Here is a 15,255-nt window from a genome sequence, read left to right on the forward strand (position 1 = left end):
ATCACTATGTCCGGAAAATCCAACAACAAAAATTCCCCAATGAACCCTGAGCCTTTCGGAAACTGGTTTAAATCATTCCAACAATTTATGAATGATGCTCCTGTAAAAGGTTTTTTAGATACTATTGATGATTTTTTTAGACAGCCGATGTTTGCTCAGGCAACATTCCCCGTTTCGGTTCGTGAATTGGGTGATCAGCAAATTGTCACTGCCGAACTTCCAGGGATTAAGAAAGAACAGATAGGTATTGATATCTTGGGAAATCGACTAACGATTTCGATTAAGAAGCAAGACGTTTATATTCATGAAGACGACAAGAGAAATGTTTATCAACAGAAAGAGTCATTTCAACAAATGAACCGAACCATTACATTTCCTCAACCGATTGATGAGAAAAAGGTAAAAGCCTCTTATCGAGATGGAATCCTAGAAATTACTGTTCCTAAGATAAAAGGAAAAGCGATTGACATCAATGAATAAAACAAGCAGGAATTGGATATCCTGCTTGTTTTTTTAGGTAGGTAATTATGCCGCATAGTTCTATAAACCCCATTCACGATTCATTAGTCGTATACAAACATAAATTTGATTTACAAATGTTTAGAACAGAAAAAAATACATATTATAAGCATTAAATACTTTATGCATCGTTATAACAGTAAGGGAGGAATGAACAATGAAAAAGGTCATTACCTACGGAACATTCGATCTGCTCCACTGGGGCCATATCAATATTTTAAAAAGAGCTAAAGACCTCGGAGATCATTTAACAGTGGCCCTTTCTACAGATGAATTTAATCAATTGAAGCATAAAACAACCTATCATAACTATGAAAACAGAAAGGTCATCCTCGAAGCCATTCGATATGTGGATAAAGTCATTCCTGAAACAAAGTGGGAGCAAAAGGTTGATGATGTTGTGAACAATCAGATTGATGTCTTTGTTATGGGCGATGATTGGAAAGGAGAATTTGATTTTCTAAAACCGTACTGTGAAGTCATCTATTTGCCTCGAACTGTTGGCATCTCGACAACTAAGATTAAGAAAGACCTTCACAAAAACTAATATACATAACAAAAGCAGCCAGTGTTTTCACCTGGCTGCTTCTCGCGTGTATTGGTTCTTTAACCGTGGGACTCATATTGTTCATGTTCTAAAGCTTGATAAAATGTCTCCATGGCAAGATGATTATAATCCCGATAATCAAAACGGTCTTGATCAGGCATGTCCTTAGTAATAATTGATGTCATTCCCTTTTCTAGACCACTTATGCTATTTTCAACCAACATCCCGTACTTACCGTTCTCTAAAACTGTTCGGTTGGCAACAATATCAGTGGCAATAATTTTCATTCCCAGAGTCATTGCCTCCAAAAGGACCATTGGCTGACCCTCGTAATGCGAGGATAAAACAAAGCAATCACACTTTTCCATAAAGACAAATGGATTTTCTAGCTGCCCCATGAGGTGAATAGAATCCGTCATCCCAAGTTCTTCAATTAGCTTTTGGAGAGGATCTTTTAAAGGCCCTTTCCCTAAGATATATAGTTGGCTATTGGGATACTTCTTGTGTATATTCGTAAATGCTATGATTAAATTGTCTTGTCCTTTCTCTGGAGAAAGTCTGCCCATATTCACAAAACGAATCTGATTATCGTCAGCTTTTGGAAGAAAGCCCCCTGTCAATTCCTCACCAAACTCTGTTTGAAATTCATTTAAATCAGGTAGAGCTTTTTTCAATTTAAATACTTGGCTGTCTAACCATCCAATTACTTTATTATCAATTGAAAATTGATAATACGTTCCTTCTTTTGTTTTCACCTTTTTTAATATTTTAGCTACCTTTCCTTTAAAATCCTTTGCGTCTGAAACTAGCTTTGCATTAAAAGTTTTATACGGTTTCGTCCAAATCGAATGCTCTACAGGTTCAGCAATTTCGGCAAACATTGGTTGCTCTACAATTTGTTCTTCTAAAGGTCGATGTTCAAGGTGATCAATCAATAGCCTATTTCTCCGATGATTGATTGTTTGAATAGCCTTCCTTTTCATGATTGTATTCAGTTTTGCTAAATGGCCCATCTCATCATGAATAGGAAGATATTTAGGAACAGCAAGCGCCGCCTGGCTAATCCAACCCATGGTTGTTCCCTTGATGCTAATCTGACTATACTTCCCATGGAGGGTCACAACCTCCTTATCCACATCAAATACAAGCCCTTTATAGTCCGAGCTATTCGAAATCATCGTACACCCAGGTAGATTGTAGGGTTTAGAGTAAATTGGGTTTCCTCCGGGTTTTACAAGTCTAGCTAACCTTTTAACTTTTTCCTCAGTTAAAATTTCATCTGGAAGCATATCCAGTCCTTCTGCAGCGATCCAACCTAAGATTTGATGGTCATAACTAATTTTGTAATACGTTTTTTCATCCTTTTCCAGCTTCCTAAAAACAATCACTTCAGCATGTTCAAAATGCTCTTCTAATGTGAATTCTTTACCATTTTCATGACCAGGGATAAAACTATATACAGGGTACTTGTGAATATCCTTTAAGATTGCCTTAGCAAGTGTCGGTTCTGAATGGAGCGTATTTTCCTGTACTTCTTCTTCATTCTTATTCTGAGTCTTACTTTGCAAAATTTTATCAGGATTGATGGAATTCATCACATAATCAAACTTGTCAAAGTCTGCATACTTTGATAAGTTTTTTCGGTTTAATTCCATTGTCCCTTTCGATACACTGACGAGCTTATCAAAACGATGATAAACAGAGAACAATCCTCTCAAGTTAATACGATGAGGTTTTTTGCCGTTAATGGTTCGCTCACTATCAGAAAGGAGATCGTTATGCATATAGCAAATTTTCTTTTTTGCCTTTGCAGCCAATAGAAACTTAGCCCAATAGAGGCTATAGCCACTAAAATCGATCACATAATCAAATTGGCTTTTTCCAAATAAACGCGCATGTTCTCGCATATAAGACTTTTCGGGATACAAACGTTTTCCAAGTCGCCCTCCCGCGCCTCGGTAATGAACATATTTATCGCGATAAACCTCAAACAAATCATAAATCGGGATCCCTGGATTAAACAGAAACCTCACCTTTTTATTAACCTTGTTGATGTTTTTTATGATTTCATTACTCTTAGGGGTCTTTGTAAAACAAGTGACATCATAATGCTCGAAATCGATATTGTTCATTAAATTAATAAACGATGTTGTAATCCCGTTATCCCTCATTCCACCAGGGTAAATTAAGATTTTTTGCTTTTGGTTTGCAAGACCTGTGATGGAACGAACCTTCTCTGTGTCTCCACTGAAAATAGTTTGAACAACTCTTTCCGTTACATTTCCATCCTCATAGCGAGTAAACTGTTGCTGCATCTGTTGATATCGACCTAGGAATTCAGGCTTTATATCATCAATCTGCTTAATGGTCTCTGCTAGTTCAAGCGAATTGTATACAATAGGCCCAGGGAGGACATCATTTGAGAAATATTGCCCTCTTTCATCCATATAAAGGTCTGCATCCCATGTATAAAAGATAATTGGCTTACCTGTTACAAGAAAATCAAAAAAGATACTTGAGTAATCCGTCACTAATAAATCAACGATCGCTAATAACTCATTTGTATCGATAAAGTCTGGAACCAATTTCCCTTTGAGTTCCTCATAATTTACCGCTTCCTTATATAAGAAAGGATGGACCTTTACCAAAAGCGAATATTCATCTCCAACTTGTTCTTCTACATATCGAAGATCGCCAATAATTTGCAACATATCGTTCTTAGCATTAGATACATTCTTCCCTTTCCAAGTTGGAGCGTATAACAGGGTCTTCGTCTGATTCTTGAATTCTAGACCTAAGTCTCTTAACTTCTCTTTAAATCCTTGAGGATCTGTTTTGAGTGTTAAATCGATTCTGGGATACCCTTCTTCAATGATGGTCCCTTCATAAAGACCATCGAGTTTATAACTATCAGTAAACATTTTCGTCGTATGTTCGTTAGGGCTAATTAGATAGTCCGTACATAAAAAGTTCCGAATCACATTCTGTGAATGGGCAGGATTTCCGGGTATATCAAATCCCATTTTCTTTAATGGCGTACCATGCCATGTATTAATGTAAATTTGATTCTTCTTTGGAAGATAGAAAGGTTGGAAAGTAGAGTTATTGATCAGATACTGACTAGACGCTAAATATCTTAAATACTCCTTTGAATTCCGACGGACAAATTGAACATTGGGATACTCTTTGTATGTCGAAATCACACTTGATAGTTCATTAAAATCCGCTACTGACCAAATATGTTTGAAATCTTTATAATCAGGGTGGTCAAGAATATATTTGAACATCGCATAAGGGCTATCAGTTATGCTTTTGCCATCACGACTTTCATATAAAATGACCTTCTCTTCGATTTTCAACTTTTCATAGTACCTTACATATTGATTTACCACTCGATACCGTTCACGTAAAAGATACTGAAAAGCGGGTTTCACCGCAAAATTGAGTCCCTTTTTTATCACATTTATATTCACGAACCATGCATCCTTTATGATTAAATTCTTATAGGGAAAGGGAAACCTACCTTCTGGGTGGCCTCCTTCCAAATTGACCCTTTATCATAAGAGAATTAACTTCATGGAGCATTTTTATACCTTTTTAAGAATGGTTCCCCAGTCCTAGTTAGAGCAGTTGCTTTTTGTCGAAAATTATTTCTTTCGTCCCTACTATTATTCCGTCTTTCGACACCTTATAATTTTCTAGAATAAATGAATTTTTAGGGGGAAAAGGGATGAAGTGGGTTGGTCGGTTGGTTTTAAGTTTGCTGCTTGCTTTAAGCATTTCGCCATCGGTTGGTTTTGCTTTTAGCGACAAAGAACTAGGAAGCTTTTTATCAAAAGAAGGAATTACAGAAGAACAACTTAGTGAGCATTTATCACGTTTTTGGGGCTCCACTATCGACGAGTTTGAGACAATTAAAGAATTAGATGAATTTCTTGGAGAAAAAATCACACCAGAAAATCTTCAAGAAACATTAGAAGTTTATGAGATTGCTAGTAAGGAAGAACTTGTTGCATTATTGGTTGAAAATGAGGAAATGGAAGCTACAGATACACTAGAGAATGTCTTCATCTATGTTGACGCTTTAGATATGACAGTGGACTTTTATTCTGGGACTGAAATAAATGAAGAAACTCTTCAACAGCTTGTAGATGATTATGGGATTACCCTTGAGGAACTACACGCCATTTTCGAAAAGAATGATGATTCAGTGGATGAGTATGATTTTATCGAGGATCTTGAGGACATGCTTTATGTTTATGGATTGCCGCTTAATGACCAAACATTGCAAAACTTGTTAGATGATTACGGTCTGACCCTTGAGGAATTGAATAGTATCTTAGCTGCAAATGGAGATTCCCTTGATCAGTTTGACTCAATAGATGACCTTGAGTATGCATTGCTTGAATACGGATTGCCTGTTACGGAGCAAAATTTACAAGAGTTACTGGATACTTTTGAGATGACAAGAGCCGAACTCGACGCTTTGCTAGCAAAGTACGACGACTCTGTGAGTAATTATGAAACCATTGATGAGCTTTATTTTACCGTCATTCTAATCACCATTTTAGAAGAAGACTCAGACGAATTGCTAGCTGACCTAGGCATTGGCTTAGACAAGCAAGAACTCGTCAACCTTGCAAAACATTTTATGACTCTTGATATTTTGGACGAAGCATTTATGGACAAGCTGACTGAGCTTGAAGAACGTTTGGCTGCATTCGGTGATTTCGAGAGTGCGAACGATTTAACTACCGAAGAAATGAGCGAATTGATTGCCATCTACCGTGAAATAATGAATTTATTCGAGCTTGACGCAAAGTATTACCTTGTCAAAGGCAACGAAAAAATTGCTCTTTCCGAACAAGAAGCGTTAACACTCGAAAATGCGAATGGCTATGATTTACTGATTGAGCTTTATAACTTAGAAGGTGTTTTCCTAGCAGACATCGTTTTAACAAATGACCTATTCGGATCCGATTTGATTGATAAAGTCGAAGACAAACTTGAAGTCGTCAAAACTGTTCCAAAAGAAGCCGCGTCTACAGAATCAGATGTCGTCAAAACAGTGAAAGGTGGAAAGTTACCGAACACTGCTGGAAACTATGCGGAAGGTTTACTAGCTGGACTGGCAATGATCATCATTGGAGCAATTTGGTTCCGTAAACGAACTGTGAAGCATTCATGATGAAAAAGGTATGGCTCCTACTTCCTGTTGGGCTAATTGTTTTCGGACTTTGGCTTGTAATCGGAAATCTAACTCCTTTCTTTGCAGGGGAGGAGTCAAAAGAGATAGAACCAGTTGCTCAAAAAATAGAAATACCTGAAGCTGAAGTTCAGAAAAAAAAGCCAGTAAAGAAAGTGGAAAATGAGGATGTCCTTTACCCTGTTCGTCCCAGCAAAGGTGAAAACATGGGTGAACTTTATATCCCGAAGCTTGATGCAACGCTTCCGATCTTTCACGGCACAGATGAAGACGAGCTTGAAAAAGGAGTCGGTCATTTTGCCGGAAGTGTCTTGCCGGGTGAAAATGACAATTCCGTTTTGTCTGGACATCGTGATACCGTCTTTCGTCGATTAGGTGAGGTCGGAAAAGGAGATTTGCTCGTTGTCCGGACAGTAGCTGGTGAATTCACTTATAAAATCCGGCAAGTCCGCATTGTTGATGCAGACGATCGGACGGTTATTGTACCGAAACCAAGAGCTACTTTAACGGTAACCACTTGTTATCCTTTTCAGTTTATTGGCGATGCTCCTGACCGATATATTTTAGTCGCCGATTTGCTGAAGAAAAAATAATCTTATAGAACCTTTGATTCTCTTAACCTGATAGGTCTTTGACTTATCAGGTTTTTTATTTAGATTTAAAAAAGGAAACAATCTCCTACTATCCCTTTCTCTCTTTTCCCGCGATAATAGATTTTGCTGAAACTAGTTTTCTAGCAGATAGATATAGAAAAGGGGTCAATAAATGAAAGGCATAAAGCGGGGATTTTTACTGCTGGTCATCATCATGATGGTATTACCAGTGATCACATATGTTCCAGTTCCATCTCAAGCATCAACCGTGGAACCAACTTTACAGGTAGCGTTAAAAAACTATCTTGGCAATACAAAAGAAATTAATCTGTTACCAGAAGTAGATTATTCTACGAATCTTGGAACAACTAAACTTGAAGCAAACCAATCTTACAAACTCAAAATCAATGGTGAGAAATTGGTTTTATACAAAGGGACTTCAGAAATAGGGCAAGCTCCTACACTTGAGTTAAAACCATTACAAGGAAATGGGCCCATTTCCATTAATCAACGGCCATATTTGGGTTCTTTTAAAATTGGGATTGATGGCGGAAACATTCGACCAATCAATACGATTGGCCTTGAAGACTATTTAAAAGGGGTCGTCCCTGCGGAAATGCCTGCACTTTGGAGCATGGAAGCTTTAAAAGCACAGGCAGTTACAGCGCGGACATATGCGATGGGATATCCAAACAGAGTGATTGATGATACCCAAGGATACCAAGTATATGGAGGCTACACATGGCACCCACGCTCCACAGATGCCGTGGATGCTACGACCGGACAAGTAATTACGTATAATGGGAAAGCAATCGGAAGTGCCGCACTGTTTTCTTCCTCAAATGGCGGCAAAACGGAATCCAATGTAAACGCATGGGGCTCAGCACCACTTCCTTACTTAGTGATAAAAGCTGATCCATATGATCCAAAGACACCGTGGAATTTCAGCGTAAAAAAACAACAGATTGATGTGGCAAAATTAGATCTTGCTAAAGCGGACGCATGGTGGAATAGCGTCAAAGAAGCGGAACAGTCAGCAGTCATCAACAATATGAAAACTTGGCTCAAAGCAAACAAGTACAAAGGAAAAGACATAAAAATTGCTGCTGTTCCAACGTTGTCTCTGCACGCTCCTACTTCGGGAGGTCGCGTGAGCAAAGGTAGCTTGACGATTGAGATTTTAGTAAAAGAACAAAACAAAGCCGTGTTGAACTCCTTAGAAATAGTCGATTATCCAGCATCGAGTATTCGCTCAATCATCGGAACTTCATTGATGAAGAGTTATCTAGTAGAAAAGGTTAATCAAACTACTGATACGATTACCGTTTCAGGAGCTGGCTATGGACATGGAATCGGATTAAGCCAATATGGTGCTAAAAAGGCTGCTGAATTAGGAAAATCGTACAAAGAGATTCTAGCCTTTTATTTTGATAAAACCAATGTATCAAAGATGTATCAAGTAACTCCTGTAGAAGCTGAAGTTCAACCAGATGCTGCCAAAGTTGTACCTGCGCCAACACCTGTTGAACCTACCGTTGCGGAACCTGTTGTTCCTGCACCGAAACCAGTTGAACCGGACGCAGATGCGGCGGAGCCTGCCGTACCGACACCAACACCTGCGGAACCAACTCCGGTACCGAGTGAGTCAAAGCCGACAAATGAAACGGTAAATACTCCTGTTCCTGCAATGGATACAGTCGCTCCCATTATCGGGGCGGCAAAAACGACTCTAGATACAAAATCGAATAAGGTAACACTCCAGTTTACGACTAACGAAGCTGGGAAAGTTTCAGTTTATGTCAAAGATTCACAAGGTAAGATTCTAACTTATCTGCTGAATGAAGTTCAAAAGCCTGCAGGTTCACAAAGCGTCACTTGGGATATTTCAAAGGTGAACAACGGAAGTTACAATTTCGGAATCATTGCGATCGATGCTAGTAAAAATCGTGGTTCAGCGCTGATAGCTTATAAATTAAGCAAACCAGCTACACCTGCTAAGCCGGTTAAGAAAGATACAAAAGCACCAACCATTAAATCGATTAAAACGCCGTTTGATTCGAAAAAGAATCAAGTAAAAATTAGTTTTACAACGAATGAAAAAGCAAAAATTACTGTAGCGGTTAAGGATTCAAAAGGGAAGGTTGTGACTACCCTTGCGAAGGATTCGCAAAAGGCTGCGGGAACTCATTCATTTGTATGGAATGTGAGTAAAGTCAACAACGGTAAATATTCCTTTGCGATCACGGCAATCGATGATAGTAAGAACAAAGGAACAGCTTCTAGTACGTATTCACTCAACAAACCGAAGCCTGCTCCGAAGAAACTGACAGGCAAAGTGAAAGCAACAACATTAAATATTCGTTCAACCGCTTCAACGAAAGGCAAGGTAATCGGAACCGTTAAGAAAAATCAAACGGTGACGGTTTTAAAGAAGACGGGTTCTTGGTATCAAATTCAGTATGGAAAGAAGACTGGATTTGTGGCTGCACAATATTTAACCAATGTAAAATAATGAGAAAACCGGTGTGAATATGCACCGGTTTTTCTTTTTGTCCCTAAAAACATAAATATAACTGCTTGTTCATATACATGTACAACTCATCTAGAATAGGGGGAGTATTATGCGTCGACGTCGATTTCCTCCCATTTTTGTTCCAGCTATCATTCTCTTAGTGATTGTTTTGCTGTTATTTGGGATTGGTTCATGGCTATTTTCTAGTGACCGGAATGCCGAAGAAATGGTCGAGGATTTTTATACTTATGAAGCGGATGGCGATTTCTCCAGGTCTTGGGAACTGCTTCATCCTTTTATGCAGGAGCGGTTTGCCAAAACAGCTTATATGCAAGACCGTACCCACGTGTTCATTGGACATTTCGGTGCGGAGACTTTTACCTATACTATTTCGGAAGCTGAACAAGTGGATAATTGGAAAATGGATGAAGGTCACGAACCTTTCGAAACTGCCTACAAATATCTCGTAACCCAACATTATAAAGGCAAATACGGTGCCTTTCATTTTCAACAGGAAGTGTATGTTGTTGAGTATAAAGGAGCTTGGCGGATTGTTTGGGATTATAACCTATAAACGGATCAAAAAAGAACCGTGAACAGTTGACGCTTAAAGCGGAAAAAGGTGGCCAATTAGGCCACCTTCTCCATTTAATCAAACGTTTGATTAATAAACTTAATGTGCAGTTCTTTTTTTCATAATCAGCCTAGAAGATGCGGATATGAGTATGACTAGGACAATGGAACAAAGAACAGCCGCTCCGAGCATCGCTAAGCCATTCATCGCAAATGAATACATGACTGGGGACATCCCTTCCGGAGCATAATCTCCCCAAAAGACGACACCGGCAATGAAATGCCAAAAATATCGAGCCAAACTTCCTACAAAAACCGCGACCACAATCCAGATCGAAACAGCCAGCTTGCTGCCTTGTTTTAATGCCTTTTGAATCACAGGATGGAAAAAGCCCGCAAAACCGATAAAAGCAAAGGCAATAAAATATTCAATCAAGAACTGGATAATCGATAAAAAATAAAAGTTTCCAGTTGTAAGCTGTAACAGCCCCCATAAAAAGCCTGAAAGAAAGCTTACTTTAAAGCCCCATCGGAAAGCCATGATAAAGATTGGAACCATTGAAAACGAAATCGTTACTGCTGGTGCTATAGTAATGGAAGGTAGTAAATCCAAAACCATCGCGATTGCTGCAAAGAAAGCCGCCTCAATCATGGCTACTAAACGCAATTTATTCATAAAAAAATACTCCCCCTTTTTCGAAGCACAGCAAACCTCAAGGGGAGTACATTCTATAACCAATTTTCATCTAGAATGACTATATAAAAATTCCACATCCCTGCGCTAGCATTAACTAACAGGTTCAAAGGGTCTGAACAGCCATATTGACTGTCCACTCTCAGCTTCAAGCTCCCCTTGTGGTTTTGCTTCGTATTCATTTTAATTTAGAACTATTGTATCCTATTAAATCCTACTAGGCAACAGTAGATATTTCCTTCACCGCGTTGCCGTGTCATTCGGTAGACTAGTTTCCTAGTAAAATAATTTAACTCCGTACGCTTCTAAAATCTGCTTTGGGACAAAGAATCTGGCTGTCATTAATGGGTCGACAATTTGCGAAACTTGAACTTGACCAGCTGCACTGAAAAGCATGGTAAGCTCTGCTAAAGTTAAATCTGTATGAGGTAAAAGTGTATCAACCATGATTTCTACGGCCGCTTTTGCTGCTTCGTCAAGCGTTTCCTTGGAGACAATCACCGCTATCCCTTCGCTATTTTCAACAAATGGAAATGGAATGCTTTTTCCTTTGATTACCTCAAATGTGACCGTTACTTTCCCTGGAATCTCAATGCCTGAAACACCGATTTCTCCGTCCCCCATGGCTGCATGAAGATCACCTAGACCAAATAATGCACCTTCTTGAAAGACAGGAAAATACAAAGTTGCACCTGTTGTAATGAGTGTTGTATCCATATTTCCACCGTGTGCACCTGGCGTTCCATTATTGACAGGTTCGCCCTCTGGCGCAACGCCAATTACGCCGATCATTGGGTTTAACGGCAGTTGGATTCTGTCATTAAACACTGCTTTCCCATCTTTGATTGGAATCATTTTCACCGTGAAGTCTTCAATACGGTGGCCCATAATGCCCAACCCTGGTCCAGTCGACAATAGCCCTTGGTCAGCAAGTTCAATATCGTCTATTTTTACCTTTAAGACATCCCCCGGCTGCGCTCCTTCAATATAAACCGGTCCTGTGGCTGGATTAATTTGATTCCAATCAACGGTGTTATACGATGTTTCCGCTGACTGAATTTGATTTTGGAAACAATCGTAAGTTTCGATTACTACGGTTGCCCCTGATGCTACTGTTTGTTTCGGTTCATTGTTTTTACTAAAAGCATAAAAAAACTGTTCTTTTGGCACTGCTGTACCCATGTGGCCCACCTCATTTTTCAGAAATATGAAATTTATCCTATTTTAACATAAATGAAGAGAAATGATGGATTTCGACTTTATTCGAAAAAGGATTCTGATAGAATGGGAAGAGATTTTTTAAAAGGAGATTTGCGATGCTAACAACGATTGAGTTTAAAGGAAGAAAATTTATCGCTGGCTTAAGCTATTTTTTATTCCTAGTGTATATTGGATTGGCTGCGATTCTATTATTTTTCAGTTCTTACCGGCAGGCAGTCCGTTTTGGGAGAAATGAAGCCATCACCGAATACAATCTCGTCCCTTTTGAAACGATCATGCGTTATATAAACGCAACGGGTTATATCAATACTAGCATTGTCATTACAAACCTAGCTGGAAATATCCTAGCCTTTGTGCCACTTGGTTTCTTTCTACCGCTATTATTTAGGGGTTATATGAAATTTTGGCGCACGTTCTTGTTAGTCGTAGCCTCCACTCTACTCGTAGAAAGTCTACAATTCTACTTCCGCGTCGGTAGCTTTGATGTTGATGATTTGATTTTGAATAGTGTTGGTGGAATCATCGGGTTTGGAATTTACCGGATTATTCATCGAATGTTACAAGCTTATGCAAAGTAAATATTGTTACTGGGGTCACCAATTCTTTGTTGGTGATTTTTTCTTTTTTTGAGGTATTGTTTGTATTTTTTGATGTTGGTGACTGGTTCCTATTTTCGTCTTTCTCAATCTATGTGACTGTCGCGTGGGAAAACTGGCAGGTCCGGGTACATAGAGGTGGGCTACGTGACCGTTGAGATAGAAATTAAGCTGGAGTGGGCACGTAGAAGTACTCTACGTTACCGTCGTAAGGGAGTGCTGGCAGAAGCAGTCCCATAGTAGTGTTCCACATGACTTCGGGAAAGATCGCCCTCCCACTTCGTTCACCAAGTACGACTAAACCACTATTCTCCCCCACCAAAAAAAGAGTTCGGAAGCACCTTCTGAATGCTTCGGAACCCTTTATAATCACCAATTAATCTCCTTTGATTTCAAGAAGCTTTTGACGTAGTTCGTTTTCCATGTTAGAGAGCTCGTACTCTGCCTGGCGGCGTTTGTTTCGCCCTTCTTCTTGAATACGCATGGTTTCCTCTAGTGTCGTAATTAGGTTTTCTTGCGTTTTCTTCAATGTTTCGATATCTACAAGGCCGCGCTCATTTTCTTTTGCGGTTTCAATTGTATTGCTTTTGAGCATTTCTGCATTCTTTAGCAGCAATTCATTGGTTGTTTTGGAAACTTGTTTTTGCGCTTCCACCGCGTGGCGCTGTCGAATTAACGTCAATGCGATTGCTACTTGGTTTTTCCATAACGGAATCGCAGTCATAATCGATGACTGAATTTTTTCAACCAACGCCTGGTTTGTGTTTTGGATTAAACGAATCTGCGGTGCACTTTGGATCGTAATTTCTCGACTTAATTTTAAATCATGCAGACGCTTATCAAGACGATCCGCAAATTGGATCATATCGTTCACTTCTTGAAACTTCATTTGATCATTTGTTGCCTGCGCTGCTCGCTTCAATTCAGGAATGGTTTTGTTGTTTAGTTCTTCAAGCTTTAACTCCCCAGCCGCAATGTAAATATTTAACGCATTAAAATATTCTTTGTTGTTTTCATAAAGTTTCTCGAGCATCCCGATATCTGATAATAAAACATTTTTACTGCGGTCCAATTTTACGCTGATGCGATCAATTTGAGCGCTTGTCTTTTGATATTTCGAAAGCACTTCTTGAACAGACTTTGAGATTTTACCAAACATTCTTCCGAAAAAAGAGGTCTTTTCTTGCTTAAGATCATCTGGAGTGACGTCTTTTAGGCGTTTCATCAAATCATTAATGATGTCCCCTACTTCGCCTACATCCTGCTTTTGCACATGCTCAAGCATCGTATGAGAAAATGTTAACAGTTTCCCCTGGGCTTGGGTTCCGTAAGAAATCATGGCCTGGTGATTTTTCGGATCAATTTGTTCAGCCAACTGGATTGCTTTTGCTTTGTTTTCTTCTGGAATTACATCAATCAGCCGTACTGGCTTGGCATCCGCCGACTGTTTTTCAGGTGCAGGCTGTAGCTCTAATTCTGAACTATTATCTCCAAATGGGTTATTTAGAAGGTCATCCATCAGATGATCGGTGTTTTTTAATAGATCTGGATTTTTTTCACTCATTCCTTGAACCTCCTGTTTTTATCCTTATATCTTGCTTCTCTACTAGTTGGGATTTTTACTTCTTCTTTTTCAGCCACTTTTGTATTAATAAAATAACGTGGTCCTGTTTCAGCTTGATTCGTTGATTCCTTATTTTTATCAAGTGGTTTTGTTTCAGGTACTGGATTTTCCTTAGAAATGGAGGCTCTTGTCACGGACTCTTCTAATTGCCCCGAATCTCTCACATTTTTTATCGAATATTTAGCAACATCAATTTCAAATTTTAAATCGTCGATGTCATCTTCTAACACATGGTAGAGATCCTTTTCAACCAATTTGGTCATTTCCGACAGTGTGGAACGCGTCTCTGCTAAAGACCATTCAAGCTCACGGTTCCGCTTCGGTTGCGACGATAAAAAGGCATATCGTTCTGTCAGTTCAAGAACGGAATCCAAATGTGAAAAATAAAACCGTTCCGCTCGGTAAAACCGCTTTGGCTCTTTTTTTGTCATTGTAAAGATTTTTCTTATCATGCGCAAAAGCTCCATTCGTTCTTTTAACGAAGGCAAATGACGAATGGAGAATAATGATTTATGCAATCGTGATATTTTTTTCTTTGCTTCATCTAAGTTTTTCTTAATATATCGGTATTCCTTCCTTGTCAGGCCATTTTTTTTCAAAAAACGTGAACCGGTATATAGGGAAACTAGCCAAAATACGAGTCCCCCACCAGCTAATGCCAAGCCGGAAGATAACCAAAAAGGATTATTTATAGCAAAAATGCTAACTAGCCAAATGGTCACTGCCGAAGGGAATGCCACAGCTGACTGAATAAGAAATGAAAGAAACGGGTTCATGAGTATCGACTCCTTACATATGCTTCCTCTGTATTCATACGAATGAACAGATTTATATGTTTCGTTTTAAACAGAAATTTTTATAAATGGGTGTATGCTTCTTACATTCAACAATACATCATAAATTCCCTCTTTTCCACAGTCCTCAACGGTAAGAATCCCTAAGACTTAAGACCGAGATGTTCTTCATAAATCATCTCTATTTTCAACCACTACAATAAAATCCACAAAAATTTCATAAAATTAGCAAATATAATTTGTAAAAACAATATTTTGAACCTAAAATATTTCTATAGGATATTATTCCCACTAAAGTCTTCATTTTCAATATGACAGGTGTTAACGGATCGTTACTGGTTCGATAGATTCTTTCGGTTATTGTTTGCCTTTTTCG

12 protein-coding genes and 1 riboswitch are annotated in these 15,255 nt (G+C 38.9%); of the genes, 7 read left to right on the forward strand and 5 right to left on the reverse strand.

Annotated features, from left to right (window positions below; all coding sequences use genetic code 11):
* Window positions 1–6 precede the first annotated feature (6 nt).
* On the forward strand, window positions 7–480 hold the full coding sequence (locus M3182_RS05545; RefSeq protein WP_251557329.1) for an Hsp20/alpha crystallin family protein: 474 nt from the start codon (window positions 7–9) through the stop codon (window positions 478–480).
* A 196-nt stretch (window positions 481–676) separates the two neighbouring features.
* Window positions 677–1,066 (forward strand): glycerol-3-phosphate cytidylyltransferase, encoded by a 390-nt coding sequence (gene tagD / locus M3182_RS05550; RefSeq protein ID WP_251426309.1) that lies wholly within the window; start codon window positions 677–679, stop codon window positions 1,064–1,066.
* A 59-nt stretch (window positions 1,067–1,125) separates the two neighbouring features.
* Here the strand turns inward: tagD and M3182_RS05555 are convergent, their stop codons facing one another.
* Window positions 1,126–4,539 carry a CDP-glycerol glycerophosphotransferase family protein gene (locus M3182_RS05555; protein ID WP_251557330.1) on the reverse strand — a complete coding sequence of 1,138 codons (3,414 nt, stop codon included), beginning with the start codon at window positions 4,537–4,539 and terminating at the stop codon, window positions 1,126–1,128.
* Between the two features lie 257 nt (window positions 4,540–4,796).
* Between M3182_RS05555 and M3182_RS05560 the strand changes: the two genes are divergently transcribed.
* The 4 genes from M3182_RS05560 (at window position 4,797) to M3182_RS05575 (ending at window position 9,951) form a co-directional block, all read left to right on the forward strand.
* Window positions 4,797–6,254 (forward strand): processed acidic surface protein, encoded by a 1,458-nt coding sequence (locus M3182_RS05560; protein WP_251557331.1) that lies wholly within the window; start codon window positions 4,797–4,799, stop codon window positions 6,252–6,254.
* Window positions 6,251–6,865, forward strand: coding sequence for a class D sortase (locus M3182_RS05565; protein ID WP_251557332.1), 615 nt, complete (start codon window positions 6,251–6,253; stop codon window positions 6,863–6,865). The genes M3182_RS05560 and M3182_RS05565 overlap by 4 nt, the downstream gene beginning before the upstream one ends.
* Before the next feature lie 172 nt (window positions 6,866–7,037).
* Window positions 7,038–9,377 (forward strand): SpoIID/LytB domain-containing protein, encoded by a 2,340-nt coding sequence (locus tag M3182_RS05570; RefSeq protein WP_251557333.1) that lies wholly within the window; start codon window positions 7,038–7,040, stop codon window positions 9,375–9,377.
* Between the two features lie 109 nt (window positions 9,378–9,486).
* Window positions 9,487–9,951, forward strand: coding sequence for a hypothetical protein (locus M3182_RS05575; RefSeq protein ID WP_251557334.1), 465 nt, complete (start codon window positions 9,487–9,489; stop codon window positions 9,949–9,951).
* A gap of 99 nt (window positions 9,952–10,050) precedes the next feature.
* Here the strand turns inward: M3182_RS05575 and thiT are convergent, their stop codons facing one another.
* Window positions 10,051–10,626: an energy-coupled thiamine transporter ThiT gene (gene thiT, locus M3182_RS05580; RefSeq protein WP_251557335.1), complete on the reverse strand. Its 576-nt coding sequence runs from the start codon at window positions 10,624–10,626 to the stop codon at window positions 10,051–10,053.
* 80 nt (window positions 10,627–10,706) lie between these two features.
* Window positions 10,707–10,814: riboswitch (TPP riboswitch) on the reverse strand.
* A gap of 106 nt (window positions 10,815–10,920) precedes the next feature.
* On the reverse strand, window positions 10,921–11,826 hold the full coding sequence (locus tag M3182_RS05585; RefSeq protein ID WP_251557336.1) for an acetamidase/formamidase family protein: 906 nt from the start codon (window positions 11,824–11,826) through the stop codon (window positions 10,921–10,923).
* A gap of 134 nt (window positions 11,827–11,960) precedes the next feature.
* Between M3182_RS05585 and M3182_RS05590 the strand changes: the two genes are divergently transcribed.
* Window positions 11,961–12,443: a VanZ family protein gene (locus M3182_RS05590; protein WP_251557337.1), complete on the forward strand. Its 483-nt coding sequence runs from the start codon at window positions 11,961–11,963 to the stop codon at window positions 12,441–12,443.
* A 394-nt stretch (window positions 12,444–12,837) separates the two neighbouring features.
* Here M3182_RS05590 and M3182_RS05595 read toward each other — a convergent pair whose 3' ends face one another.
* Window positions 12,838–14,025, reverse strand: a complete 1,188-nt coding sequence (locus tag M3182_RS05595) for a toxic anion resistance protein (protein ID WP_251426316.1) — start codon at window positions 14,023–14,025, stop codon at window positions 12,838–12,840.
* Window positions 14,022–14,861, reverse strand: coding sequence for a 5-bromo-4-chloroindolyl phosphate hydrolysis family protein (locus M3182_RS05600; RefSeq protein WP_349775421.1), 840 nt, complete (start codon window positions 14,859–14,861; stop codon window positions 14,022–14,024). Before M3182_RS05600 ends, M3182_RS05595 begins: the two co-directional genes overlap by 4 nt.
* Window positions 14,862–15,255: the final 394 nt, after the last annotated feature.

The organism is Mesobacillus maritimus, assembly GCF_023715205.1.
Taxonomy (GTDB): Bacteria; Bacillota; Bacilli; order Bacillales; family Cytobacillaceae; genus Mesobacillus_B; species Mesobacillus_B maritimus_C.